The organism is Gordonia sp. 'Campus' (genome assembly GCF_022206305.1).
Lineage (GTDB): Bacteria > Actinomycetota > Actinomycetes > Mycobacteriales > Mycobacteriaceae > Gordonia.
Genome location: NZ_JAKOIW010000005.1, coordinates 159159 through 182532, shown reverse-complemented (window position 1 = coordinate 182532; position 23374 = coordinate 159159). Strand labels below are relative to the sequence as shown.

Genomic DNA, 23374 nt, shown 5'->3' with positions numbered 1-23374 from the left:
TGCGAGCGCCGACCAACCGCCCCCTGAGGTGCGAGCGAAGCGAGCCTTGCTCCCTGAGGTGCGAGCGAAGCGAGCCACGAAGGGCCCCGAACCCATGCACGGGGAATACTCATCCACCTCACGACGCCGGAAGGGCATAGTGCCCTCGCGCAGTGCTCAGATGGACGAGACTTCGCGCGGGTGGTCGGCGACTCCACCGCTCTGAGCCGAGATGACCCCTGACCTCCCGCATTGGGTCGTCAACGGGGCGGCGCTACGAGAAGCGCCACCTCATACTCATCTGCGCTAGCTGCAGGTAGCGCGGGTTCAGCCGAAGTAGCGCTTCTTTCCGGGGAGGTGCCAGGCGAGCCACGAAGGTCACGACGGCCGCACGTTGCGTTCCGCCTGGTCGACGATGGTGGCGATGCGCCTGGTCTTGGTCTCGGGCCGCTTCGCCATGGCCAGCTGGGCCAGCCCGAACTTGCGGGCACTGGGCGGAAAAGCGTCCCAGTTGGCGCGCGCGACCGGGTTGGCGTCGAGCGCCGCGGCGAGCTCCGGGGACTCGATGAGCGCCTCGGCGTCGTCGAACATCGTCCACAGCCCGCGGGCCTTGGCGTCGTCGATGACGGCCTGACCCGCGGGCTGGATGCGTCCGGCGGCGGCGAGCTCGGCCACCCGGGCCTTGTTCGATGCCGACCATCCGCTGGTGCGGCCACGCCGCGTGAACCACATGCCGCGACGCTCGGTGTCGATCACCCGGGTGTGGCCGTCGATCCAACCCCAGCAGAGCGCCTCCCGGACGCTCTCGTCGTAGTCGAGGGGTTCCCGGCCCGACCCCTTGCGCCAGAACACAAGCCACACACCCGCTGACGAGTCGTGGTTGTCCCGCAACCACTCTCGCCACGCCTCGATCGTGTCCACGGCGAGCTTCGGCGCATCGGGGTCGGCCATGCGTTCACCCTAATGAGCCGGGCCTCGTCTCGGTACAGTTGAGCCGTGAACGAGATCGTCAGCTTCGCGACAGACAACTGGTGGCTGATCTTCCCCATCGGCGCTGTCGTCGGCGGCTGGGCAGGGTCGATCGGGAAGTACAACGAGAAGCGGCGCAAGGACAAGATCGAACTGGCGCGCATCAAGGCGAACGCCCAGACCGAGCAGCTCAAACTCACGACGACGTCGGCCGACCAGCTGCGCCGGACCCTCCGCCAGCACGACTCGCTGAACGAGAAGTGGTTCGGTTACGAGCTCGATCTCGCGACGCTCATCGAGTACCCGATGATGACCGACATGCGTGAACCGCTGACCCTCGCGTTCCACCGCGCCCGGGTCCGCGCCGACGATCTGCGACCCGAGCCGGGCGCACAGGCGCCACTGCCTGATTCGATGTCCCCGACAGACTTCGCCGAGTACCGCGACGCTGTGGGCGAATACGCCGCGGCATTCGACGCGGCCGAACGAGAGTCCCGGCGGCGCAGGCAAACCGACTTCTCACCCGTCGAACGGGAAGCCCTGGACCGGGCGCGCAAGCTGATCGGCGTGGCCGCCGACTCCGCGGCCACGCCCGCAGAGCGGCAGGCGGCCTACAAGAAGGCCCGGGCCGAACTCGAGGGCATCATCGACGTCCCGCAGGTGGCCGCGGCGCAGCTCGAACGACAGATCGCCGGCGCCCTCGAGCGCGGTTCGGAGTGATCAGAGGTCGGGGATCGGCAGGTCGAGGTTGGGAGCGATGATCCCGCCGTCGACCTCGAGGATCTTGCCGGTGACGTAGGCCCCCGCAGGCGAGGCGAGATACAGCGCCGCGGCGGCGATGTCCTCCGGGTCGCCGAGCCTGTGCAGCGGCGTGGACGTCTCGACGGCGGTGCGCATCCCGTCGTCGCCCGCGACGATCTCCAACGCGGAGGTCAGGATGGCGCCCGGCGCGATGCCGTTGACCCGGATCCTCGGATTCAGATCCATCGCGGCGATGCGGGTGTAGTGCGCGAGAGCCGCTTTCGCGGTCCCGTAGGCGGCGTAGGCGCGACCGGGCAGGCGGCCGACCGCGGACGTGATGTTGATGATCGAGCCGTGACCGCTGGTCGCGAGGATCTGCTTGGAACCGGCGACGACCAGCGCGTGCGCATTGCCGACGTTGAAGTCGAAGGCGTCCCGCAGATGCTTGGGACTGGTGTCGAACAGCGGACGTGGCATCGCGCCGCCCACGTTGTTGACCACGGTGTCGAGGCGCCCGAATTCGTCGACCGCGGTCTGTGCGAGCGCCGCGGCGGCGTCGGGGTCGCCGAGGTCCACAGCGACCGTGCGCGCGCGGCGGCCGGCGGCGCGGACCCGATCGGCGACCTGCTCGAGGTCGGACTCACTGCGGGCCGCGATCACCACGTCGCCGCCCGCCTCGGCGAACGCGACCGCGATCGCCGCCCCGAGCCCCCGGCTCGCGCCGGTCACGATGGCCACCTGATCGTCTATCCGGAATCTGTCGAGAATCACCTGTCGACCATGCCACGTCGACCAGCAAAACGAGAACGTGTTCTAGGAATCGGTTTAAACCAGCAGATCAGAGCCTCAGTAGTCGCGCCCGGCGGTGACCACCGACAGCAGTTCCTCCCCCGCCGCGAACCTGCGGAGGTTCTCGGCCACCCACGGCGCGAGTTCGCGGGTCAGACCGGACGCCGGGTTGGCGACGTGCGGGGTGATGATCACATTGGGCAGCGACCATAACGGATGGTCGGTCGGGGGAGGCTCGGGATCGGTCACATCCAGCGCCGCACCCGCGATCCGGCCCTCGGTCAGCGCGTCGTACAGGGCGCCCTCGTCCACCAGTGGCCCACGCGCGACGTTCACGATCCAGGCGTGATCCGGCAGCGCGGCGAGACTGTCGGCGTTGATCATGTGGTGGGTTTCCGGCGTGGCAGGCGCGGCCAGCACGACATGATCTGTGGAACCCCACACGTCGGCGAGCTCGCTCGACCGCCGCACCTCATGCGCACCGGGAACCTCCCGGCCCGACCTGTTGACCGCGACGACACGCGCCCCGCAGGCGCGCAGCCGCGGCGCGAGCGAGGCACCGATGCCGCCCGCACCGACGATCGTCACCGTCGATCCGTGCAGCGACCGCACCGCGGTGTCGATCCGGTCCTTGTCCCAGTGACGCAGCACGGCCGTGTTGATCTGCCGCAGTCCCGCGAGGAGCAGCGCCAGGGCGTGCTCGGCCACGTTCTCGGCGTAGAAACCGGACGCGTTGGTCCACAGACGACGACCGTCGAGCACACCGGCCGACACGAAGTCCTCGATGCCGGCGGTCTTGAGCGCCACCCACTCGACGGCGTCGGGCAGCTCGGGGAACTCCGCGGGCGGCCCGATCCAGACCAGCACGCGCGCCTCGTCAAGCGTCACGACTCGACCGCCCGCGCCCTCGACGGCGGCGACGAGGTGCTCGTCGTGGTGGGGTTCGACGGCGACCGGGAGAGTCATCGCGACACCGCCCGTGCAGCGGTCGTGGCGAGTTCGTCGGCGATCTCGTTGAAGTGGTCGCCCGCGTGGCCCTTCACCCAGCGCCACTCCACCTGATGTCGCTTCTCCTCGTCGACGAGGCGTCGCCACAGGTCGGCGTTCTTGACCGGCTTCTTGTCCTTCGTCTTCCACCCGTTGGCCTGCCAGCCGTTCACCCATTTCATGATCCCGTTGCGGACATACGTGGAGTCGGTGTAGATGATCACGTTCGACGGCCTGGTCAGCGCAGCGAGACCCTCGATGGCAGCGGTGAGTTCCATCTTGTTGTTCGTCGTGTCGGGTTCGGAACCGGAGATCCGCTTCTCCGTGCCCTTGTAGCGGAGCACCGCACCCCATCCGCCGGGACCGGGGTTGCCCAGACACGCACCGTCGGTCGAGATCTCGACCACAGCAGCACCTGCCGGGTCCGCCTGGGGACTGTCAGACTCAGAATTCGCGGAAGCTGTCACGGGGGGAAGCCTACGGCAGCCGCCGCGCGCGACCGCGGGCTCACCGTGGGGCAAAGTGCTCGCGCCGCTGACATCGGCGGCCGCGAGACCTAGGGTGGAACCATGGCTGTCTGGGACCCGACACGCTACCTGCAGTTCGCCGACGACCGGGCGCGGCCGTTCCTCGATCTCATCGGGCAGATACCCATCAATCCGACCTCCGTGGTCGATCTCGGTTGCGGTCCCGGCCATCTCACCAAGCACCTGCGCGCCCGGTGGCCGGCCGCGGAGATCCTGGGCATCGACGACTCGGCGGCCATGGTCGATCGCGCGATCCGCGACAACACCGATGCGCATGCCAACTACGACGTCGCCGATGTGTCCCACTGGGCCCCGCACCGCGCCGTCGACCTCATGATCTCGAACGCGATGTTCCAGTGGGTGCCCGATCATCTCGACGTCATCGACCGGTTGCTCGGGCACCTCACCGACGGTGGAGCCTTTGCCCTGCAGGTGCCCAACAACACCGATTCACCCACCCATTCCGCACTCGCCGACCTGGCCGCCACCGAGCCATACGTGGGGGCCTTCGGCGACCTGCGGGCCCTTCCCCGGCTCGACGCCGAGATGTATCTGGACTTCTTCACCGAGCGCGGCTATCACACCAACGTGTGGGAGACGACCTACTTCCACGTGCTGGAGGGGCCCGACCCGGTCTTCGACTGGATGTCGGGCACCGGAGCCCGGCCCTACCTGCAGGCGCTCCCGGACGACCTGCGTCACCAGTTCGCGAACGACCTCAAACAGCGGTTCGCCGAGGCCTACCCGAGCCGCGACTGCGGCACGGTCCTGCCGTTCCGTCGCACCTTCGCGGTGGCGAGCCGCCGCTGACCCGGACGTCGTCGACCGTGCGTCGATCCCCGTCGACCGTGCGTCCTTTCCCGTCGAGCGTGCGTCGATCCCGTCGACCGTGCGTCGTTTCCCGTTGACTGGGCGTCGATCCCGTCGACCGTGCGTCGTTTCCCGTTGACTGGGCGTCGATCCCCGTCGACCGTGCGTTCCGCCCGTCCAGTGGCTTATTCGAACGACGCTCATCGCCAAGGACCGACGCCCAATCAACGCAATGAGCCGCACAGTCGACGAGATAGGCCGCCCGGTCGACGCGATGAGCCGCCCGGTCGACGAGATGGGCCACCCGGTCGACGAGATAAGCCGCACAGTCGACGGAAAACGACGCACAGTCGACGGGTGGGGGCGCCCGTCCCCGCGACAACTCCTCCCCCTCGCGGACAACGCCCAGTGAAGCGCCCGCACGTCTGCAACACTGGCACCATGTCGATTCCCCAGGGGGTACGGCCATGACGCGACGCATCATCCTGATCCGCGCGGTGAACGTCGGTGGAGCCAAGCTACCGATGAGTGAATTGCGTTCGTTGGCAGAAGAACTCGGCGCGACGGAGGTGTCGACGTATATCGCGTCGGGAAACCTGATCTGTGCGCCGCCGGGTGATTCCGACGAGTTCGATCGGTCTCTCGAGGCGGCGCTGCAGGAACGCTACGGCTGGTTTCGAGAAGTCATCAGTCGCACACCCGAACAGGTCCGCAGCGCGCTGGCCGCGCATCCGTTCGAGGTCGTCGACGACAAATACTCCTATGTCTATTTCCTGACGGGTGCGCCTGCACCGGACAAGGCGTCGGCGTTCGCGGAAAGGGATTTCGACGGCGATGTCTGCCGCGTGGTCGGCGCGGACCTGCACATCCGCTACGCCGACGGCGCGGGCCGGTCGAAACTGACCGCACCCGTCATCGCGCGCGGGCTCGGCGTCCAGGGCACGGGCCGTAACCTCCGCACCGTACGGACGCTGCTCGACCTGTCGACGTCGACCTGACGACGCGGTGGCCGGTCTCCAGCGGCGGGCGTAGCGTCGGAGAAGGACGAGCAGACACCCGACGCGCACGCCGAGAGGAATCCGGACATGAACCAGCCGGTCCCGCCGCCACCGCCACCACCCGAGCCCATCCCCGCGCCCGAACCGGTCCCCGAGCCGCCGTCCGAGCCGCCGATCCCCGTGCCGACGCCACCGCCGGCGCCCGAACCGCAACCGCGTCCGGCCGAGCCGGATCCCCCGCCCCGACCGACCGTCATCTGACAGTCAGCCCCGCGACAGCGCGCGGGTCACACGGTCGAGATCGGCGAGTTGGTCCTCTTTCGGAGCCTCCCAGAGCTTCTTCGGGAGCTTCTCCAGATCCTTGATCGCCGCCTCGGCACGATCGAGCGCTTCCGCGGATTCGTCTCCGGTGAGGTCTGCTGCGGCGATCAGCCGATCGTCGATCTCGAAGACGGCGTCGTCGAGACGATTCCGCGCGGCGACGAGATCGTCGTCCCGCGGGATGGCCGGGTTGGCGTGAACATCGGCGATTGCGTAGCGAATCCGTCGATGCAGCAATGCTTCTCGGGTGTTGTCAGTGGTCCAGCTCTCGGGTGCCCGGCCGGGACGGCCGGGGATCAGCTCGGTGGACCGCGCGAACGACCGCACTCGTTTGTCCGAGTCGTAGGCAAACCAGGCGGCGCCGCCGAGGATGAACACGGCGACCACGACAACCGCCACGATGATGATGACCGCGATCATGTGGCCAGCCTACTCAGGACGAACGCACTCCCTTGGGCGCCTTGCCCGACATGAAACCGAACAGGTATCCGGCGACCCGCCGCATCTGGATCTCGTCGGCTCCCTCGGTGATGCGGTACCGACGGTGATGGCGGTAGATGTGTTCGAACGGCTCGTGCCGTGAGTAGCCACGCCCACCGAACACCTGCATGGCCTGGTCGGCCGCGTCGCAACACAGGCGATTCGCCTGGTAGTTGCACATCGACACTTCCGCCGACGCCGCGAACGGGCCGTAGGTGTCCATCTTCCAGGCGGTTTCCCGGATCAACGCCCGGACCATCGCGGCGCGGGTGTGCAGGTCGACCAGCGGGAACTGGATGGCCTGATTGGTCGACAGCTTCTTGCCGAACGGCGCCCGCTCGTTGGCATACGCCACGGCCCTGTTGATGCAGTACTGCGCCGCGCCGAGGCTCGACGCCGCCTGCCGGATGCGGTTCTCGTTGAAGAAGTGCTGAACCACCTGGAGGCCTGCGCCCTCGGCCCCGAAGACCGCCGAGTCCGGCACCCGCACGTCGCGCAGGCTGATGTGGGCGTGATCGGTGGGCATGTTGAACGTCCACAGATACTCTTCGACCGCGAAGCCCGGGTCCTGCGGGTCCACGAGGAACGCCGTGATCCCGCGGGCCTCGCCGGGCTCACCACTGGTCCGCGCGAAGATGATGTCCCGGTGCGCGGCGTGAATCCCGGTGTTCCAGGTCTTCTCGCCGTTGATGATCCAGTCGTCGCCGTCGCGGACCGCGCTCGTCTCCATCCACGTCGCGTCGGAACCGTGATCTGGTTCGGTGATACCGAACGCGAAGAACTTGGTTCCGGCGGCAAGCCCTTCGACCCACTCCTGCTTCTGCTCGTCAGTTCCGTACTCCAGCATCAGGAGCAGACCGATGTTGTTGCCGACGATGGCGTGCTCGTTCTGCAGATCGCAGTGCAGACCGAGCCCCTTCGACGCCAGGTGTTCCCGGATGATCGCCATCGCCAGGTTCGATCCGTCACGTCCGCCGAACTCCGCCGGGAACGGATACCGGAAGTGACCGGCGGCGTCGGCCCGGCGACGGGCCTCGCCGAGGAGTGCTTCCCACTCCTTGTTCGGCAGACCGCCACGCTCCCAATCGGTTCGCGAATCCTCCCGACGGTGGTCGAAGAACCGGATGTTGTCGTCGGTCTGCTCGAGGGGCACGATCTCGGCCTCGATGAAGGCGTCGAGTTCGTCGAGGTAGTCGCTCAGCGACTGGGGCACTGCGAAGTCCACGGTCAATCCTTCTCGGTCGGTATCGGGGGGACGGTCGGGTACGGATGGCCGGCGGTCACGGATGCGGGACCGCGAAGTACCTGGGGTTCGCGACCAGCAATCGCGCGCGCACATCCGCGACGATCGCGTTGCGCACCTTCTCGTCGTTGCCGTCGAGTTCGCCGGTCCGGAGCCCATCGCACAACGCCCGCTGATCGACGACCCCGAGCGCGCTCAGGCGTTGCGCGCTCTCGGCGGCGTGCCGGGCTCCGAGTAGTTCCTCACGCCGGACGACATCGACGACGTTGCCCGCGACCCGGGTGTGGAACCGCACCTGAGGCGACAGGTCGGCCTGCACGGCATCCGAGCGGAGGAACTCGGCGAGCGCTTCGAGCAATTCGGAGGTGCTCGGGGACCCGTACAGATCCTCGCGCGGTGCCGTCGACGGATCGTCCAACGGGTCGGCCACCGGTTGTGGGATGACGAGACCCAGGTCGAGTAGTGCGTCGAATTCCTGTTCGGCGCTTCGCCTTCCGATCGCGACGAGCTCGACGGACCGCTCGACGCCGTCGAGGTGCCGCGCGGCCTGGACCGCGCAGATCAGGCCCCACTTCACGGTGGCGTAGAGCTCCCACCACCGCAACGCATCCTCGGTGGGCCGCCAACCGGCCACGTCCGCGTAGGCGTCCAGCAGCGTTGCGCGATCACCCATCCCGGCGACGGGCGTCGAACCACCGAATCGCCATGCCTTCGCGCACAACCAGCCCAGGTCTTCCACCGGGTCACCGATGTGGACGAGTTCCCAGTCCAGTACCGCGGCAACACCGTCGGGGTCGACGAGGAGATTTCCGAGACGAAAATCCCCGTGCACCAGACATTTTCGGCTGGACCCTGCGGGTCGGTTCTCGATGAGCCCCCTGTTCTCGATGAGCCACTGCGTGGCCAACACCAGACCCGCGGGCATGGCGTCGAACTCGCGGGGGAACAGCCGGCGCAGACCGTCGATCGGATCGGTGAGCTCGACGAGGCCGGGGGTCTTCCAGATGTCGATCGCGTGGATGCGTGCGAGGATCTGACCCGCCTGGGTCGCGAAGCCGGTACGGGCTCCCGCGTAGGCGTCGTCGCGCAGGATCCGTCGCGGAATTGATTCTCCGCCGATGAAATTCATCGCCAGGTAGGGAAAACCCAGGACGTTGTCCGGCTCGTCGAACCCCGCGTCGAGGATCACGGGCACCGGTACGCCCGCGTCCGCCGCCGCCCGGAGTACCTGGGCTTCGTCGCGCAGCCCGCCGTCGTCGGTGGCGGCGGGTACGGCACGGATGATGATCGGCTCGGTGTTGCCTGCGCCGTCGAAGAGCGTCGCCGCATATGTCGCACGACTGGCGCCGGCCGGGAGGCGGCGAGCCGAGTCCACGGTGATGGTCGCGCCGCGCGTCGTGGCCAGTCGCGACGCGATCGCGGCGGCCACTTCTCCCGCTTCAGGTACTCCCACGCAATCCCGTCCCTTCGCGCCGCCTCGCTCGCGGGTGTAACCGCCGACACAGCGAAGCTAGCACGAAAGCTGAATCCATCCTCAGAAATCTGGGTCGTTCGGGGTCTGGAACTCCGGCTGATCGATGATGCGCACCCAGGTCCCGTCGGGACGCCGGGCCACCACCTGGGCGCGGGCGCCGGCGCCGTCGCGGGGTGGTGTCGACGTCAGCGCGAGGTCGTCGCCGAAAACGAGCGTCGGCAGCGGCGGCTCGGGCACGAAGGTCGGCCGGTGCTCGAGCACGGATGCCCACATGTCGCGGATGGCCTGCCGACCCCGGGTCATCTCGCCGGGAGGGTAGGCCATCACGGCGTTCTCGTCGTACAGCGATGCCACCGCGTCGGCGTCACCGGCGTTGGAGAATTCGACGAATAACCGGGTGAGGTCCTCGGGGCTACGGGCGGTCTCGTAGGTGGTCATGGCCTTTCCTTTCGTTGATGTGGTCGTTCTGTTTCCAAGATGTCGCCGGCCAGCAGATAAGTCCAACTGATGATTCTGATGCCAGGTATCATTGCCAGTTATGGAACTGCGACAGCTCGAGTACTTCGTCGCCGTGGCCAACGAGGGCGGATTCACGGCCGCGGCGAACCGGGTCCACACGACGCAGCCCAACATCAGCGCACAGATCCGCGGACTCGAGCGTGAGCTCGGGTCCGCTCTCTTCGACCGGTCGGGTCGTACCATCCGGCTCACCGATGCAGGTGTCGCAGCCTTGCCCGCTGCGCGCGCGGCTCTCGCCGCCGCCGAGCAGGTGAGCCGTGCGGTCGCCGATGTGGACGGACTGGTCCGCGGCAGCTTGTCGATCGGGATGGTCGAGGGCTGCACCATCGCACCGCTGTTCGTCGCACTCGGTGACTTCCGGTCTGCACACCCACAGATCGAGTTGAGCCTGAGCGAGTCCCCGTCGACGGACCTGATCACTTCCGTCGACGACGGAAGGCTCGACATCGCACTGGCCGGCTACGGCGACGATCTCCCCGCCGGAATCGAGTCCTTGACGGTCATCGCCGAACGCGTCGTGGCGGTCGTGCCCGCCGAAACACACTCGGCACGGCGGACCGTCGACTTGTCCTCGCTCCGACGGCAGTCACTCATCTGCCTCCCGGTGGGCGCGGGCATCCGGGCGGTCTTCGACGCCGCCGCGCTCGCCCGGGGCGGCCCGGTGCGTCCCGCGATCGAGGCGTCGTCGCCGGACGCCATCATCGAATTGGTCTGCAGCGGAATGGGGATCGGAATCCTCAGCGAGTCGATCGCCGCTGCGGACGACCGCGTCGTCGGACTACCCATCCGGGGAGTCGACGCCACCGCCCACCTCGGGCTGCTGTGGAGGTCGCAACCGTCGGCGGCTGCCTCGCGATTCGTCACGCTGGCACAGGCCGCTTTCGGAATGGTCCCGTAGGTGCTGTATCGAGCACTCCCGGAGAGACTTTGAGGGTATGAACGAGCAGATCAGGGCCCGACAGGCGTGTCGCTTCCGCTGGTTCCGGGAGGGGTGACCGCCGCGACGTCGGGCTCGTCGGTCGGTTTCCCGGCGACCAGATCGCCGATGCTCAGACCCCACCGACCCCAACGGTCGTCGAAGTTCTTCGCTCGATCGCGCGCCTTCTCCACCTTGGCCGGCGCGTAACGGCGTCGGGCCCAGGCGGAATGGGGCCGGGCGAGGCGGATCGCCCCGGCCCAGGCGAACACGGGGATGAACACACCCACGATCGCGGTGGAGAACTTGCCCTTCAGCACGCACAGGATCGCGCACGCGATGTTCACCGGCACAGTGGCGACCAGCGCAACCGGGCCGATCTCGAGATCGGCGTCCTCGAGGGGGTTGAAGCCGAGCAATGCCATTCCCAGCGCAGCCACCGTGAGGGCCACGACCTGTACTGACAGTTGCCCTTCCGGCGACCAATACACGTCCTGGAGGCGCAGGATGAGCGCGAACTCGTCGAGCACCAGCGAAGCGCCGATGCCGATGAGCACCGCACTGATCTCCGCACCGGGCGACGCCCCGTTGACGCCGACCGACAGGAAGGCGCCGACGATCGTGAGGATCAACCCGGGCACCATGTGGTGCACGTGCACGCCGCCGGACACGTTGTTGCGGAACGGCCCCTTGCCCGCTCGGATGAGCCGGGTGATCACCCGTGTCACGACGAACGTGACCACGAACGACGCGAACAGCAGGAACAGCGGAAGTCGTTGGTGCGTCAGCTCGTCGAGGAATGTCACCGGGCCACGACCGTCGTCAGGCGGGGACGATGCCGGTGCGGCGCTGCTCGATGATCAGGCAGCGGTCCTCGACGTACAGCAGGCCGGCTTCCTCGGCGATCGCGCGCGCCTCCTCCGAGCGGATGCCGAGTTGCAACCACAGTGCACTGGCCCCGGCCGCGACGGCAGCCCGGGCGACCTCGGCGCACTCGGGCCCCGGACGGAAGACGTCGACAAGACCGACCTGCTCCGGGATGTCGGCCAACGACCGGTACACCCGCTCCCCCACGATCTCCTCGGCAGTGGGATTCACCGGGATGATGCGCCACCCGTGGTTCTTCATGTACGCCGGAACCTCGTTGGCGGCCTTGGACGTATTCGCGCTCGCCCCGACCACGGTGATGGTGTCGTAGGTGGACAGGATCTGTTCGACGGCCTCGTCGGTGCTCTTCGGTGCGGTCATCTCACGAGTGTAGGTCGGCGGCAGCGCCCGCCCGCGGCCATCGAGCTCACCGGACGACACCGTGCACGACCAGCGCGCTCAGCTGCGCGGCCCAGGTGGCGTCGAACCGTTGTCCGTCGACGAGCAGCAACGCGTGCAGCATCGCGGCCCCGCCGACCGCCTCGATGAGCCGGTCGGGGTCGACGTCGGGATGCACCTCGCCGCGTTCGACGGCCACCACCAGGCGTTCCCGCAGCGCCCCGAACACCTCCGCGAACCCGGCATGGACGCGCACCGCGAGCTCGGGGTCGGCCGCCATGTCCGAGATCAGTCCGGGCAACGCCGCGCGGGTCACCGGGCTGGCGAACAACTCTCGGGCCGAGTCCACCAGCGTCCGGATGTCGTCGGCGACCTCGCCGCTGGACGGCGGCAGGCGCGTCATCCGGGAGAAAGCCACATCGTGCACCAGCTCGGCCTTGCCCGACCAGCGGCGATACAGGGCCGTCTTGGTCGTACCGGCGCGCTCGGCGATCGCTGCCATCGTCAGCTTGCGGTAGCCGACGTCGACGAGCATCTCCGCGGCAGCGGCGAGCACGGCAGAATCGATCCGCGCGTCGCGAGGGCGTCCGACCGATTCGGCGACCTCTGATGTCATCGCGCCTGCCCTCCGCCGGAGATTTCGCGAAGTCGCTGCGAACCGAGCGACCCGTCTGCTGTCATAACGCTACTCACCGTAGCGAATGTCTCGGTACCGAATCCCGGGGGTGCCCATGGCCACCGAACCCGCCGTCGAGCAGGTCGACCACCTGCAGCGCTCGAGCAGGGACAACGCAACGGTCCCCGAGGTGTTGTCGCGCTGGCTCGCGGAACAGGCAGACGCACCCGACGGCGCACCCGAGGTCCAGCTGGGCGCCGGCGGCGACAGCAACGGCATGTCGTCGGAAACCATCCCCCTCACGGTGACCTGGCCCGAATCCCCTGCCCGCGAATGGGTGATGCGGATGGCGCCGGCGGCCGACGACATACCGGTCTTCCGCTCGTACCGAATGGACCACCAGTACGACACGATGCGCCGGATCGCCGAACTGACCGATGTCCCGGTGCCCGCGGTACACCATCTCGAGCCGAGCGGCTCCCTCCTCGGCGCACCGTTCTTCCTCATGGATCGGTGCGCGGGCGAGGTGGCTCCCGACGTGATGCCGTACACGTTCGGCGACAACTGGTTCGGCGATGCCCCACCGGCACGGCAACAGGCCATGCAGGAATCGATCATCGGCGTGATCGCCGACCTCCACTCCATCCCCGACGCAACAACCCATTTCGGCTTCCTCGCCGACGACCTCCCGCCGGGCGAGAACAACCTGGCACGGCTCCTCGCATGGCTACGGGACTGGTACGACCTGTCGGTCGAGGGGATAGGGCGTTCGCCCCTCGTCGAACGGGCCCTCACCTGGCTCGCCGCGAACTTCCCGGAGGACGTGGCGCGCGGCGAATCGGTGTTGTCCTGGGGCGACGCCCGCCTCGGCAACATGATGTTCGCCGACTTCGCACCGACGGCCGTACTCGATTGGGAGATGGCCCGCATCGGGCCGCGCGAACTCGACGTCGCCTGGCTGATATTCGCGCACATGGTGTTTCAGGAACTGGCGACGATGGCCGGGCTTGCCGGACTTCCCGACCTGCTCCGCGAGTCCGACGTGCGCGCCACTTACCGGGAACGGACCGGCGTCGAACTGGCGGATCTGCGTTGGTTCCACGTCTACGCCGCCGTCCAGTGGTGCTGTGTGTTCATGCGGACCGGCGCACGACGCGTGCACTTCGGCGAACTCGACCGTCCCGACGATGTCGACGGCACCCTCTTCTACCACCGACCGTTGCTCGAACGACTCCTCGAGGAGAACTGAGATGGCCGCATCCGGGGACACGACCCGATCCGGGGTGGGACCGATGGATGAGTTCCCGATCCACCAGCTGCCGCAACCGATCTCGTGGCCGGGGAGCTCGGACCGGAACTTCTACGACCGCGCCTACCTGAACGCCCACGATCGCAGCGGCGACATCTTCCTCATCACCGGCATCGGGTACTACCCCAACCTGGGGGTCAAAGATGCCTTCGTCCTCATCCGGCGCCGCGGGCAGGACGGCTCCGACACACAGACCGCACTCCACCTGAGTGACGCGATCGACGACAACCGGCTCGATCAGCATGTCGGCGCCTACCGGATGAGCGTCGACGATCCCCTGCGCGAACTCCATCTCACCCTGGCGGACACCGAGGGTATCGCCCTGGATCTGCACTGGGAGGGACTCTTCGACGCCGTGCTCGAACAACCGCACGTGATGCGACAGGGCGCGAAGGTGACGCTCGACGCGCAGCGTTTCGCCCAGGTCGGGGCCTGGCGGGGCACCATCACCATCGACGGCGAGGAGATCGCCGTCGACCCGGCGACCTGGATCGGCACCCGCGACCGCTCGTGGGGCATCCGACCCGTCGGTGAGCCCGAACCCGCAGGCCTCCCTGCGGATCCGCCCTTCGAGGGTATGTGGTGGCTCTACATACCGATGGCCTTCGACGACTTCCAGCTCGTCCTCATCGTCCAAGAAGACCCGTCGGGGTTCCGCACACTGAACGACTGCACCCGGGTGTGGAAGGACGGGCGGATCGAACAGCTGGGCTGGCCCGCCATCACGGTGCACTACGCGTCGGGGACACGCGTACCCACCGGGGCGACGATCACCGCCACCGGCGTCGGCGGATCGGCGGTGACCCTCGAAGTGGAATCGCTTATGCCCGTGCCCATCCACGTCGGCGGCGGGTACGGCGGTGATCCCGACTGGACCCACGGAGCCTGGCGCGGTGCGGGTTTCACCGAACGCCTCACCTACGACATGACCAGCGCGGACATCGCGGGCCGAATGGCGTTCGGCGTCATCGACCACGTCGGGCGTGCCGTGTGCCGCGAGGCCGACGGGACGGCCCGCACCGGCTGGGGCCTGTTCGAGCACGGCGCGCTCGGGCGACACGACCCCTCCGGGTTCGACGACTGGTTCAGCGTCGCGCCCTGAGGGTACGGGCCGTCCGGGGGCCAGGATCAGTCGCCTGCCCGCAGGCGATACCCCATGCCGCGCACCGTCTCCAGGCGATCGGATCCGATCTTGTTGCGCAATGCGCGCACATAGACGTCGACGACGTTCGACGCCGGGTCGAAGTCGTATCCCCACACGTGGCCGAGGATCTGCTCGCGGGACAGCACCTGGTCGGGGTGCCGCAGGAACACCTCGAGGAGGGCGAACTCGCGAGCGGTGAGGTCGACGGTCTCCGCACCGACCCGCGCGCGACGCGACTTCAGATCGAGGCGAAGGTCACCGGCGGACAACGAATTCTCCGACGACACGGCCGAATCGTCGACCAGTCGGAGTCGGATGCGCGCCAGCAGTTCGGCGAACTGGAACGGTTTGGTCATGTAGTCGTTGGCCCCGCCCTCGAGCCCGCTCACGGTGTCGCTCACGCTGTCCCGCGCGGTGAGGACCACGACGGGCGTCGTGATCCCCTCCCCACGCATCGAGTACAGGACGTCGAATCCGTCCATCGCCGGGAGGCCGATGTCGAGGACGACCATGTCGAAGGAACCGCTGCGCACCGCTTCCAGCGCCGAGAGCCCGTCGGACACGTGCTCGGTGCTGTAACCGGCTGCACGCAGCCCGTTTCCGATGAACGACGCGATCCTGGCGTCGTCCTCGGCGATGAGAACGCGACTCATCGGAGGATCCCCTTCTCTGTTTCGGGCGGTGTGCCGACGGACGGCAGGTCGGCCGGGAGGTCGGGTGCGGGCACGTCGATGCCGAACGTCGCGCCGTGCCCGGGCACACTGCGCACCCAGGCGACGCCGGCATGCGCATCGGCGATGGCCCGCACGATCGCGAGTCCCAGCCCGGCACCGGACGAATGTTCGGGGGCCGAACTCGTCCGCCCGCGCTGGAACCGTTCGAAGATCTTCGGCGCATCCTCCGCTTCGACGCCGGGGCCGTCGTCGGTGATCCAGATGGAAAGCCGGCGCTGCGCCCCCGAACCGGCAAAGCGCGAACCCAGCTGGATCACGGAGCCCGCACGCGTGTGACGGACCGCGTTCGACGCGAACTGCAGCATCGCCTGGGTGATCCGTTCGGGATCCAGCGGGCACGGCCCCTCGGCGACCTCCATGAGCAACCACTCCCGCTCACCGAGCGGCTGCACCTTGGACTCGATGTCGAGCATCAGCTGCGCCGCGTCGATGGTCCTGGTGACGACGAAGTCCGGCTGTTCGGACTTGGCCAGCACGAGCAGATCTCCCACGATGCGCCCCATCCGCACCAGCTCGCTGTCGACGAGGTCGAGGGTCTTGCGTCGCTCGTCGGGATCGTCGGGCAGAAGTTCGAGGTGCCCCCGGACCACGGTGATCGGTGTCCGCAGCTCATGACCGGCGTCGTCGACGAACTGCCGTTGCGTGGTGTAAGCGTTCTCGATGCGATCGAGCATCGCGTTGAAGGTCTGTGCGAGCGCGGCGATGTCGTCGCGACCGCGCACCGGGACGCGAGCGGTCAGGTCGTTCTCCCCGATCTCCTCGGCGACGGTGCGCACGCTGCGTACCGGGGCAAGGATGCGGCCGGCGACCAGGTACGCGACGCCGGTGGTGATGATCATGCCCGCGAGACCGACAAGGGCGAGGACCCGCATCGTCCGGTCGACGAGTTCCCGGCCGGGATCGGTGTAGATCCCGACGATGAACGTTCCCGGCCGCGACGACGCCGGTGTGGTTCCGGGTGACCCGGCCCCGATGGGTTCCAGGTCGACCTTCCCCCAGCGGATCTCACCGTGCGCGGTCAGCAAGACGCCGGCCGAGCCGGGCTGGGAGCGCAGCTCGGCCAGGACCCGGCTGCCCTCGCCCGCCGCGGGCCAGGCATTGCCGGGCAGCTCGAGGATCTCGTTGTCGCCGACCACACCGGCCATGACCTCCCCCTGGCCGGCGGACTGCCGTGACAGGAACACCTCCAGGAGCCTCGACACCGAATCGAACGGTTGGGAGGTGGTCGGGTCGACCCCCTCCGCCGCGAACCTCCGGAACTCGCTGGCTTCCTGGGAGACGTCGTTGTTCGCGCGACTGTCGACGTCGCGCAGCAACAGATTGCGGGTCATCACGAACACCACGGCGAGCAGCAGGAACGTGGTGAGCATGATCCAGGCGGTGATACGCCATCGCGCCGGGAGCGCGGGCCGATGTCGCGGACCCGCGCTCCCGGTGTCGGCTCCCGCGCGAGGAGCCGAGTTGTCAGTCGTCGAACCGGTCGTCATCGACGCCATCGTCCCAGTCGTCGTGCTGATCGTCATGATGGTCGTCGTGGTCGACGCCGTCGTCCCGGTCATCCCGCTGGTCGTCCCGGTCATCCCGCTCGTCGTCGATGTCGTCACAGTCGTCGTCACGCACGCCGGGCCGGTTGTCGCACCAGTCGTCGTCGTCGACGTACAGGTTGGGAGCCACGGCGCGCGGAATCGGGGCTCCCGCCGGGGCAGGCGGCACCATCGGCTGCGCCTGCGTGTGGGTCTTCGACGCCTCCCCCGCGACATCGACGGACACCGCATCGGAGGCCAGGCTGGGTTCTGGAGATCGGATGAGGAAGAAACTGGCGGCGATCACGGCGACGGCGAGCGCACCGAGGGCGAGGGTGGCGAGTACTCGTGAGATCTTCATGTCGGTAACGATGTCCGACGCCGGTGAGTCGTCCATGAGTCGAAGATGAAGGTTTTTTCATCTGCGCCCCCCGGCCGGGCGGGGATCGTACGGACTCAGCGATGGGCCGGTTCGTCGACTGGTGTGTACCTGGGTTCGATCACGCTGCGGGCGTAGCTCTTACCCCATTCGTTCAGCGCGGACACGAACGGAGCCAGCGCCTGACCTTGCTGGGTCAGCGAATACTCCACCCGGGGCGGCACTTCCGCGAACGCCGCTCGCGTGACGATGCCGTCGCATTCGAGTTCACGCAGCTGTCGGGTGAGAACCCGCGGCGTCACCGGGCCGACGGCGCGTCCCAGAGCGCCGTATCGCATCGGACCGTCGAGGAGGTTCTTGACGATGGTCATCTTCCAGGAGCCGCCGAGGACTGCGACGGCCACCTCGACCGGGCACACCTCGTAGGCGCGCCGCACCGGGTCCCGCAGGGCCTGCTCGTCCAGCTGGGTCTGCTCGTCCAGCAGGGTCTGCTCGTCCACCCGTGACACCGTGATCCTTCGTCCGTGGGCACATTTTCGTCCATATGGACGAGAATGTGCATACTACCCGCGATGACCCAAGTGGGCTAGACAGAGAGTCATGACCACTTCTGTATCGGGCGTCGACAACCTGGCAGGTGAGAGCGGGTTCGCGCGGGTCACCTCGCCGACGACCGGCGCGGCTCTCGGACTGACCGCGCTGGGCACGACCGTCGCCGTGGCGTTCCTTCACGGCTCCGCGGGTCTACCCGGCGTGATCGCGACGAGCGGCGCGGCAGCGGGGATGGCGTTGGCCGTCATCGGTCTGCAACTGCAGGCAGCAGTCCTGATCCTGCGGGACGGACGATGGCTACCCGCCGCACTGGCGGTCGTCATCTGCGTGACATCCCTGGTCGCCGGCTGCCTCGCGGCTAGTGCCGGGCGCGGCGCCACGTGGTTGGTGTTCGTGGGTGCCGTGGCGGTTGCCGTATACGTCGCCGAGCTACCGAGAGCAGCCAAGCGCCCGCCGGGAACCGACGACTATCCGTTCAGGCCGGAGAGAAAGTCGTCGATCGCCGGCCAGGTCTCCTCGACGGCGGCCGACCCCGCGATGAGACCGAGGTGACTGGTCTCGACCGTCGTGAACTCCACCTGCGGCGATCCGCTGAGCAACTCGACGCCGTGATGGGCGGCGGCCCAGCTCACGATCGCGTCACGATGGCTGCCGAAGAGCGCAACCGGGACGGTGACACGTGAGAGATCGACCGTGCGGCCGTCGAAGTCCAGAACTCCGCGGCCGAGCTCGCCGCGCATGATGAAGTTCTCCCACATCTGCTCGGACACCTTGCCGGGATAACCGGGCATGGTCTCCTGGAACCGGTCGATGGCCTTCATGCGCGCAAGCGCCTCGGTGTCGTCCGCGTTGCGCATGATGTATCCGGGCTTTTTCAACTCCCGCTGCCAGGCGGTTCCCCGGTACGCCACCCGGACCAGCGGAGCCGGAATCCCGCCGAGGGCCTTCAGCGCGAGGGTCACCGGCGTGGGTCCCACCGGCCGCATGAGCGTCTTCACCAACGGATAGGGCGGCACCTTCGAATAATCGAGGGGCGTTCCGACCGCCGTCACCGACCGCACCGGCAGGTTCGGGTCCGCGGCCACGGTGAGCAGGCTGAGGGTGCCGCCGATGCTCCACGCGATCAGGTCGACGCCCACGTCTCCGGCCGAGGTCGAGCCGGCGAAGTCGGCGACGACACCGGCGATCGCAGTCGGGATGATGTCGTCGAAGAAGTCCGCGAACCCCAGGCGCCGATCGGCCCGCGTCATCTCACCGAAGTCGACCACATACGGAATGCGGCCGGTCGAGAGCAGAAACTGCACCATCGACAGGTCGGGGGCCAGGTCGTAGCACATGGTGGACACCGCGAGCGGCGGGACGAGCAGCACCGGTGGGTGCCCTGACCCGAGTGCGGCGACGACCTCGTCGTCGGAACCGTAGCGGCGGAGCACACGATGTGGTGCGTTCTCGATCACGGTGTACGGGGTCTCATGTGACTCACCGACTTCCCCACCGCGCGCCAGGTGCACCAGCGTCGCCACCGCGTTCAGACCGCCCACGGGCCCCTCCTCATCCGCATCGCCGGAGGACATTCAACACGGCCTCGAGACGGCGGTGCAGTTTGGGGTTCGAGCCCGGAGGGTACGAACCCCAGTACAGGCGCCGGTTGATCCGCGCCGACGATCAAGACGCGGTCGGACCCACGACTGGCGCACCACGACCCCCCGGCCGGAACGATCACCGAAACCCGGTTCGATCCCCCGGCCGGGCGTAGTGCACCCGAGGAGGCACAGCAGACATGGCCGAAGAACTCAACGACATCACCGTCGCATTCCTGGTCGCCCAAGAAGGCACCGAGCAGGTCGAACTCACCGAACCGTGGAAGTCGATCCAGGCGTGCGGCGGCAAGCCGGTGCTGGTGTCCATCGAGTCGGGCACGATCCAGGCGTTCGATCATCTGGACCGGGCCGACACCTTCCCCGTCGATGTCGCGCTGGAGGACGCGCGCGTCCTCGACTACGACGCCCTCGTTCTACCGGGCGGTGTCGCGAACCCCGATTTCCTGCGTGCCTCCGCACCCGCAGTGCGCTTTGTCCGCAGCTTCTTCGAGGCCGGCAAGCCGGTGGCGGCGATCTGCCACGCGCCGTGGACGCTGATCGAGGCCGACGTGGTGCGCGGGCGGACGCTCACGTCGTTCCCGAGCGTGAGCACCGATGTCATCAATGCGGGCGGCACCTGGGTCGACGAGGAAGTGGTTGTCTGCCGCGACGGCGACAACGTCCTCATCACGAGCCGCAAGCCCGACGATCTGGCCGCCTTCAACGCGACCATCGTCGCGGAATTCGCCCACGCCGGTGTCCCGGGCTGAGCCCGGCTCGTTCAGACGACCGAGATCGGCTCCGACGAACGCCCGGTGAGGGTGAGCAGCGCCTGCTCGCCCTGACCGGTGCGCGCGGCCGTCGCAGCCGCCGTCGACAGTGCCGAAGCCAGGACTGACGCCGGCAGCGCAACGTCGGCGCCGATTGCGCGGCTGATGTCGAGGCCGTGTACGGCGAGTTCGAACGTCCGGGTCGGCAGGTAGTGCGACAGCATGATGCCGCCGAACGGCGTGGCGAGCGGTCGATCGTCGACTCCGTCGAGCTCGTCGAGAGCCCGTGCGCGCAAGGCTTTCACGCTCGACCGGGGATCGTCGCCGAGGGCGAGCCCGGCATCGACTCCACGCTGCAGAACCGACGCCGGGTCACCGTATCCCTGGATGGACGCGTAGTACGCCGCGGTGGAGTCGAGGTCGATCGTCGACGCGGACTCGGCGAGGTAGGTGACGACCGTGGTCAGTGATCTTCCGGTGTGGCCGACCAGCGAGCGCAGCGACCAGTCGCCGAGTCCGGGACCGTCCCATCGGTTGTCGTCGATCATGTCGACGAGGCGCACGAAATGGTCTGCCCCGGAACGAAAGTCGGCGATGGTCTGCGATAGCGACGAATCGTCCACGACTCAGTCCTTCGAGGTACCGGTTGTCGCGTCGGACACGCTGCCGCTCGCCGTCGCAATCTTGCGAATCCGGTCGTAGAGGAAGGCGATGGTGGCGGCGAAGACGATGACGCCGAGGATCTGCGCCCATCGCTCGAACCCGTCGCCCACGATCGCCAGTGCCGAATCGTCGCTGGTGGCAGCCACGATCCCGGCGAAGACCACCCCGAACAGCGCCTCGCCGACGATCAGACCGGTGGCCAACAGGACACCCATTCGCTTCTTGTGTTCGACTGCGCCGCCGCTGCGTTCGGCCCACCGGTTGTAGTAATGGCCGATGAAGGCTCCGATGGGGATGACCAGGACGACCGACATCGGCAGGTACATGCCCATACCGACGGCGAGCGGCGGCAACCGGAATCGTCCGGCGCGGCCGAGGAGTTCGTCGATCACGATCACGGCTGCACCGATCAGCGCGCCGATACCGATGAGCCCCCAGTTGAGATCGGCTCCCAACACCCCTTGGGCGAGGGTCGACAGCAGTCCGGCCTGCGGCGCCGCGAGCGCGTCGTCGGTCGCTCCCGGAGCGCCCACGAACCCGAAGGCCTCGTACATCAGCTGCAGGATCGGCGGGATGACCGCCGACCCGAACAGCACACCGATGATCAGGGCGACCTGCTGCTTCCACGGCGTCGCCCCGACGAGCTGACCCGTCTTGAGGTCCTGCAGATTGTCGTTGGAAATGGTGGCGACGCCGAACACCACTGCGGCGGTGAACAGTGTGTAGGCGATGAGTGCGTCGGTCTGCGAGGCGTCCGCGGGCCCGAAGGTCAGCTTGACGAGCAGTGCGGCGAGAAGCACCACCAGGATGCCGACGCCGGAGATCGGGCTGTTCGACGACCCGATGAGTCCCGCCATGTAACCGCACACCGACGCGACGGCCAGCCCGATGACGAAGACGAAGACGATGCTGACCGCGATGATGCCGGTCGCGCTGCCCTGCAATACCGTGTCATGAACGAAGTCCCACAGCAGGATTCCGATCGGGATCAGCAGTACGAGGATGCTGCCGCCGACGATGTTGATCGGCATGTCCCGCTCGGTGATGTCGACCGTGACCCCTTCACGACGGGATCGCGTCGAGACCATCGCCGCCCGGATGCCACGCACGATCGGGCCGACGACCTTGATCAGGGTCCAGATTGCTGCGATGGCGATCGCGCCGGCACCGATGAGCCGCACGTCGTTGGCGAAGATCGAACCGACCGCATCGGCGAAGTCCTCACCGGCCGTCCGGTTCTGGGTCTCGATGGGGAGCAGTACGACGTAGGAGATCACCACCCCGACGAGCATGGCGATGCCGACGGTCACCCCGACGAGATGTCCGATGCCGATCAGCGACATCGACAACCCGGCGCTGAACAGCGTTCCGCCCGTGCCTATCTTGATCGTCGTCGAGATCGAGTCACTGAGCACCTTGAGTTTGGTGAGCAACGCGAAGGCGGCCGACGCCACCGAACCGATGACGATCGTGCGCAGTCCGGCCTTGTTCTCGGCGGCACCGCCGGACGAGTCGCCCACCTTCAGGACCTCGGCTGCCGCAACGCCTTCGGGGTACGGCAGGTCGGATCCGGTTACCAGCGCGCGGCGCAGCGGGATGGAGTACATGACGCCCAGGACGCCGCCGATCGCGCACACCGCCACCGTGATCCAGTACGGGAATCCCGTCCACCACCCGACGATCACCAGGCCGGGGATCACGAAGATGATCGCCGACAGTGTTCCGGCCGCAGACGCGATCGTCTGGACGATGTTGTTCTCCACCACCGAGTGGTTGGCGAAATACCGCAGGATGCTCATCGAGATCACCGCTGCCGGGATCGCCGTGGCGAACGTCAGTCCGACCTTGAGGCCGAGATAGACGTTCGCGGCGGTGAACACAAGCGTGATGACACCACCGAGGAGGGTCCCTCGTAGCGTCAGTTCCCGCAAGCTCGCGGTGGCCGTGGGCGCAGTCGCCATCGAGTCCCCTCACACAGTCGTGACCGCTGACCGCCCCCATCGGTCGATGCGATCACTCGATCATCGTCGATTCACCTTAGGTCCGGGCACCCCGGTGCGCACCAACTTGCTGCGTAGCGGGTGG

At 67.7% G+C, this 23374-nt stretch carries 28 protein-coding genes; 10 read left to right on the top strand and 18 right to left on the bottom strand.

What is annotated here, in order from left to right:
* Nucleotides 1-357: 357 nt before the first annotated feature.
* Nucleotides 358-930 (bottom strand): YdeI family protein, encoded by a 573-nt coding sequence (locus MAY35_RS07845; protein ID WP_238420418.1) that lies wholly within the window; start codon nucleotides 928-930, stop codon nucleotides 358-360.
* Between the two features lie 45 nt (nucleotides 931-975).
* Here MAY35_RS07845 and MAY35_RS07840 point away from each other — a divergent pair, with 45 nt between their 5' ends.
* Entirely contained in the window at nucleotides 976-1668 is a 693-nt protein-coding gene (locus MAY35_RS07840) for a hypothetical protein (RefSeq protein WP_238420416.1), read from the top strand.
* Here MAY35_RS07840 and MAY35_RS07835 read toward each other — a convergent pair whose 3' ends face one another.
* From MAY35_RS07835 to rnhA, 3 genes are all read right to left on the bottom strand, one after another.
* Entirely contained in the window at nucleotides 1669-2460 is a 792-nt protein-coding gene (locus MAY35_RS07835) for an SDR family oxidoreductase (RefSeq protein WP_238420414.1), read from the bottom strand.
* A 75-nt stretch (nucleotides 2461-2535) separates the two neighbouring features.
* The gene (locus MAY35_RS07830; protein WP_238420412.1) at nucleotides 2536-3444 is read right to left on the bottom strand and encodes a D-isomer specific 2-hydroxyacid dehydrogenase family protein; all 909 of its coding nucleotides are present in this window, start codon (nucleotides 3442-3444) and stop codon (nucleotides 2536-2538) included.
* Nucleotides 3441-3932, bottom strand: a complete 492-nt coding sequence (gene rnhA, locus MAY35_RS07825; protein WP_238420410.1) for a ribonuclease HI — start codon at nucleotides 3930-3932, stop codon at nucleotides 3441-3443. The genes MAY35_RS07830 and rnhA overlap by 4 nt, the downstream gene beginning before the upstream one ends.
* 102 nt (nucleotides 3933-4034) lie before the next feature.
* Between rnhA and MAY35_RS07820 the strand changes: the two genes are divergently transcribed.
* The 4 genes from MAY35_RS07820 (at nucleotide 4035) to MAY35_RS07805 (ending at nucleotide 6061) form a co-directional block, all read left to right on the top strand.
* A complete protein-coding gene (locus MAY35_RS07820; protein WP_238420409.1) occupies nucleotides 4035-4802 on the top strand; it encodes a methyltransferase domain-containing protein in 768 nt (255 codons plus the stop codon).
* Between the two features lie 232 nt (nucleotides 4803-5034).
* A complete protein-coding gene (locus tag MAY35_RS07815; RefSeq protein ID WP_238420408.1) occupies nucleotides 5035-5214 on the top strand; it encodes a hypothetical protein in 180 nt (59 codons plus the stop codon).
* 55 nt (nucleotides 5215-5269) lie between these two features.
* Nucleotides 5270-5800 carry a DUF1697 domain-containing protein gene (locus MAY35_RS07810; RefSeq protein ID WP_238420405.1) on the top strand — a complete coding sequence of 177 codons (531 nt, stop codon included), beginning with the start codon at nucleotides 5270-5272 and terminating at the stop codon, nucleotides 5798-5800.
* A gap of 87 nt (nucleotides 5801-5887) precedes the next feature.
* Complete coding sequence (locus tag MAY35_RS07805) at nucleotides 5888-6061, top strand: hypothetical protein (protein WP_238420403.1); 174 nt, start codon at nucleotides 5888-5890, stop codon at nucleotides 6059-6061.
* A 3-nt stretch (nucleotides 6062-6064) separates the two neighbouring features.
* Here MAY35_RS07805 and MAY35_RS07800 read toward each other — a convergent pair whose 3' ends face one another.
* From MAY35_RS07800 to MAY35_RS07785, 4 genes are all read right to left on the bottom strand, one after another.
* Nucleotides 6065-6541: a hypothetical protein gene (locus tag MAY35_RS07800; protein ID WP_238420401.1), complete on the bottom strand. Its 477-nt coding sequence runs from the start codon at nucleotides 6539-6541 to the stop codon at nucleotides 6065-6067.
* A gap of 13 nt (nucleotides 6542-6554) precedes the next feature.
* Nucleotides 6555-7826, bottom strand: coding sequence for an acyl-CoA dehydrogenase family protein (locus tag MAY35_RS07795; RefSeq protein ID WP_238420399.1), 1272 nt, complete (start codon nucleotides 7824-7826; stop codon nucleotides 6555-6557).
* A 55-nt stretch (nucleotides 7827-7881) separates the two neighbouring features.
* The gene (locus MAY35_RS07790; protein ID WP_238420397.1) at nucleotides 7882-9297 is read right to left on the bottom strand and encodes a phosphotransferase family protein; all 1416 of its coding nucleotides are present in this window, start codon (nucleotides 9295-9297) and stop codon (nucleotides 7882-7884) included.
* Between the two features lie 81 nt (nucleotides 9298-9378).
* Nucleotides 9379-9756, bottom strand: coding sequence for a nuclear transport factor 2 family protein (locus MAY35_RS07785; protein ID WP_238420395.1), 378 nt, complete (start codon nucleotides 9754-9756; stop codon nucleotides 9379-9381).
* A gap of 100 nt (nucleotides 9757-9856) precedes the next feature.
* On the opposite strand from MAY35_RS07785, the gene MAY35_RS07780 reads away from it, so the two are divergent.
* Nucleotides 9857-10735, top strand: coding sequence for a LysR family transcriptional regulator (locus MAY35_RS07780; RefSeq protein ID WP_238420393.1), 879 nt, complete (start codon nucleotides 9857-9859; stop codon nucleotides 10733-10735).
* 50 nt (nucleotides 10736-10785) lie between these two features.
* On the opposite strand, the gene MAY35_RS07775 is transcribed toward MAY35_RS07780, so the two are convergent.
* From MAY35_RS07775 to MAY35_RS07765, 3 genes are read right to left on the bottom strand one after another with little or no spacing between them, the layout of a single operon-like run.
* Nucleotides 10786-11559 carry a hypothetical protein gene (locus MAY35_RS07775; protein ID WP_238420392.1) on the bottom strand — a complete coding sequence of 258 codons (774 nt, stop codon included), beginning with the start codon at nucleotides 11557-11559 and terminating at the stop codon, nucleotides 10786-10788.
* Nucleotides 11560-11575: 16 nt separating this feature from the next.
* The gene (locus MAY35_RS07770) at nucleotides 11576-12001 is read right to left on the bottom strand and encodes a CoA-binding protein (RefSeq protein WP_238420389.1); all 426 of its coding nucleotides are present in this window, start codon (nucleotides 11999-12001) and stop codon (nucleotides 11576-11578) included.
* 46 nt (nucleotides 12002-12047) lie between these two features.
* A complete protein-coding gene (locus MAY35_RS07765) occupies nucleotides 12048-12635 on the bottom strand; it encodes a TetR/AcrR family transcriptional regulator (protein ID WP_238420388.1) in 588 nt (195 codons plus the stop codon).
* A 115-nt stretch (nucleotides 12636-12750) separates the two neighbouring features.
* Between MAY35_RS07765 and MAY35_RS07760 the strand changes: the two genes are divergently transcribed.
* Both MAY35_RS07760 and MAY35_RS07755 read left to right on the top strand, forming a co-directional pair.
* Entirely contained in the window at nucleotides 12751-13884 is a 1134-nt protein-coding gene (locus MAY35_RS07760) for a phosphotransferase family protein (RefSeq protein WP_238420386.1), read from the top strand.
* Nucleotide 13885: 1 nt separating this feature from the next.
* Entirely contained in the window at nucleotides 13886-15046 is a 1161-nt protein-coding gene (locus tag MAY35_RS07755; protein WP_238420384.1) for a hypothetical protein, read from the top strand.
* Between the two features lie 26 nt (nucleotides 15047-15072).
* Here the strand turns inward: MAY35_RS07755 and MAY35_RS07750 are convergent, their stop codons facing one another.
* The 4 genes from MAY35_RS07750 to MAY35_RS07735 all read right to left on the bottom strand — a co-directional run bounded on the left by MAY35_RS07750 (nucleotide 15073) and on the right by MAY35_RS07735 (nucleotide 18224).
* Nucleotides 15073-15741, bottom strand: a complete 669-nt coding sequence (locus MAY35_RS07750; protein WP_238420381.1) for a response regulator transcription factor — start codon at nucleotides 15739-15741, stop codon at nucleotides 15073-15075.
* Nucleotides 15738-17309 (bottom strand): cell wall metabolism sensor histidine kinase WalK, encoded by a 1572-nt coding sequence (locus tag MAY35_RS07745; RefSeq protein WP_238420378.1) that lies wholly within the window; start codon nucleotides 17307-17309, stop codon nucleotides 15738-15740. Before MAY35_RS07745 ends, MAY35_RS07750 begins: the two co-directional genes overlap by 4 nt.
* Nucleotides 17287-17706, bottom strand: a complete 420-nt coding sequence (locus tag MAY35_RS07740; RefSeq protein WP_238420376.1) for a hypothetical protein — start codon at nucleotides 17704-17706, stop codon at nucleotides 17287-17289. Before MAY35_RS07740 ends, MAY35_RS07745 begins: the two co-directional genes overlap by 23 nt.
* 95 nt (nucleotides 17707-17801) lie before the next feature.
* Nucleotides 17802-18224 (bottom strand): helix-turn-helix domain-containing protein, encoded by a 423-nt coding sequence (locus MAY35_RS07735; RefSeq protein ID WP_238420374.1) that lies wholly within the window; start codon nucleotides 18222-18224, stop codon nucleotides 17802-17804.
* Between the two features lie 100 nt (nucleotides 18225-18324).
* Here MAY35_RS07735 and MAY35_RS07730 point away from each other — a divergent pair, with 100 nt between their 5' ends.
* Nucleotides 18325-18828, top strand: a complete 504-nt coding sequence (locus MAY35_RS07730; protein ID WP_238420372.1) for a hypothetical protein — start codon at nucleotides 18325-18327, stop codon at nucleotides 18826-18828.
* On the opposite strand, the gene MAY35_RS07725 is transcribed toward MAY35_RS07730, so the two are convergent.
* Nucleotides 18744-19817: an alpha/beta hydrolase gene (locus tag MAY35_RS07725; protein WP_238420370.1), complete on the bottom strand. Its 1074-nt coding sequence runs from the start codon at nucleotides 19815-19817 to the stop codon at nucleotides 18744-18746. The two genes, MAY35_RS07730 and MAY35_RS07725, sit on opposite strands and share 85 nt — an antisense overlap.
* A gap of 239 nt (nucleotides 19818-20056) precedes the next feature.
* On the opposite strand from MAY35_RS07725, the gene MAY35_RS07720 reads away from it, so the two are divergent.
* Nucleotides 20057-20626 carry a type 1 glutamine amidotransferase domain-containing protein gene (locus MAY35_RS07720; RefSeq protein WP_238420368.1) on the top strand — a complete coding sequence of 190 codons (570 nt, stop codon included), beginning with the start codon at nucleotides 20057-20059 and terminating at the stop codon, nucleotides 20624-20626.
* Between the two features lie 11 nt (nucleotides 20627-20637).
* Here the strand turns inward: MAY35_RS07720 and MAY35_RS07715 are convergent, their stop codons facing one another.
* Entirely contained in the window at nucleotides 20638-21249 is a 612-nt protein-coding gene (locus MAY35_RS07715; protein ID WP_238420366.1) for a maleylpyruvate isomerase family mycothiol-dependent enzyme, read from the bottom strand.
* Between the two features lie 3 nt (nucleotides 21250-21252).
* Nucleotides 21253-23250 carry an OPT family oligopeptide transporter gene (locus MAY35_RS07710; RefSeq protein ID WP_238420363.1) on the bottom strand — a complete coding sequence of 666 codons (1998 nt, stop codon included), beginning with the start codon at nucleotides 23248-23250 and terminating at the stop codon, nucleotides 21253-21255.
* Between the last annotated feature and the right edge of the window lie 124 nt (nucleotides 23251-23374).

Excerpts from the sequence above, each read along its gene's own strand:
- MAY35_RS07730 (WP_238420372.1), top strand. The coding sequence starts at position 18,325 with ATGACCACTTCTGTATCGGGCGTCGACAACCTGGCAGGTGAGAGCGGG.
- MAY35_RS07810 (WP_238420405.1), top strand. The coding sequence starts at position 5,270 with ATGACGCGACGCATCATCCTGATCCGCGCGGTGAACGTCGGTGGAGCC.
- MAY35_RS07765 (WP_238420388.1), bottom strand. The coding sequence starts at position 12,635 with ATGACATCAGAGGTCGCCGAATCGGTCGGACGCCCTCGCGACGCGCGG.
- MAY35_RS07750 (WP_238420381.1), bottom strand. The coding sequence starts at position 15,741 with ATGAGTCGCGTTCTCATCGCCGAGGACGACGCCAGGATCGCGTCGTTC.
- MAY35_RS07760 (WP_238420386.1), top strand. The coding sequence starts at position 12,751 with ATGGCCACCGAACCCGCCGTCGAGCAGGTCGACCACCTGCAGCGCTCG.
- MAY35_RS07770 (WP_238420389.1), bottom strand. The coding sequence starts at position 12,001 with ATGACCGCACCGAAGAGCACCGACGAGGCCGTCGAACAGATCCTGTCC.
- MAY35_RS07820 (WP_238420409.1), top strand. The coding sequence starts at position 4,035 with ATGGCTGTCTGGGACCCGACACGCTACCTGCAGTTCGCCGACGACCGG.
- MAY35_RS07805 (WP_238420403.1), top strand. The coding sequence starts at position 5,888 with ATGAACCAGCCGGTCCCGCCGCCACCGCCACCACCCGAGCCCATCCCC.
- MAY35_RS07785 (WP_238420395.1), bottom strand. The coding sequence starts at position 9,756 with ATGACCACCTACGAGACCGCCCGTAGCCCCGAGGACCTCACCCGGTTA.
- MAY35_RS07830 (WP_238420412.1), bottom strand. The coding sequence starts at position 3,444 with ATGACTCTCCCGGTCGCCGTCGAACCCCACCACGACGAGCACCTCGTC.
- MAY35_RS07720 (WP_238420368.1), top strand. The coding sequence starts at position 20,057 with ATGGCCGAAGAACTCAACGACATCACCGTCGCATTCCTGGTCGCCCAA.
- MAY35_RS07740 (WP_238420376.1), bottom strand. The coding sequence starts at position 17,706 with ATGAAGATCTCACGAGTACTCGCCACCCTCGCCCTCGGTGCGCTCGCC.
- MAY35_RS07845 (WP_238420418.1), bottom strand. The coding sequence starts at position 930 with ATGGCCGACCCCGATGCGCCGAAGCTCGCCGTGGACACGATCGAGGCG.
- MAY35_RS07755 (WP_238420384.1), top strand. The coding sequence starts at position 13,886 with ATGGCCGCATCCGGGGACACGACCCGATCCGGGGTGGGACCGATGGAT.
- MAY35_RS07710 (WP_238420363.1), bottom strand. The coding sequence starts at position 23,250 with ATGGCGACTGCGCCCACGGCCACCGCGAGCTTGCGGGAACTGACGCTA.
- MAY35_RS07815 (WP_238420408.1), top strand. The coding sequence starts at position 5,035 with ATGAGCCGCACAGTCGACGAGATAGGCCGCCCGGTCGACGCGATGAGC.
- MAY35_RS07780 (WP_238420393.1), top strand. The coding sequence starts at position 9,857 with ATGGAACTGCGACAGCTCGAGTACTTCGTCGCCGTGGCCAACGAGGGC.
- MAY35_RS07800 (WP_238420401.1), bottom strand. The coding sequence starts at position 6,541 with ATGATCGCGGTCATCATCATCGTGGCGGTTGTCGTGGTCGCCGTGTTC.
- MAY35_RS07745 (WP_238420378.1), bottom strand. The coding sequence starts at position 17,309 with ATGACGACCGGTTCGACGACTGACAACTCGGCTCCTCGCGCGGGAGCC.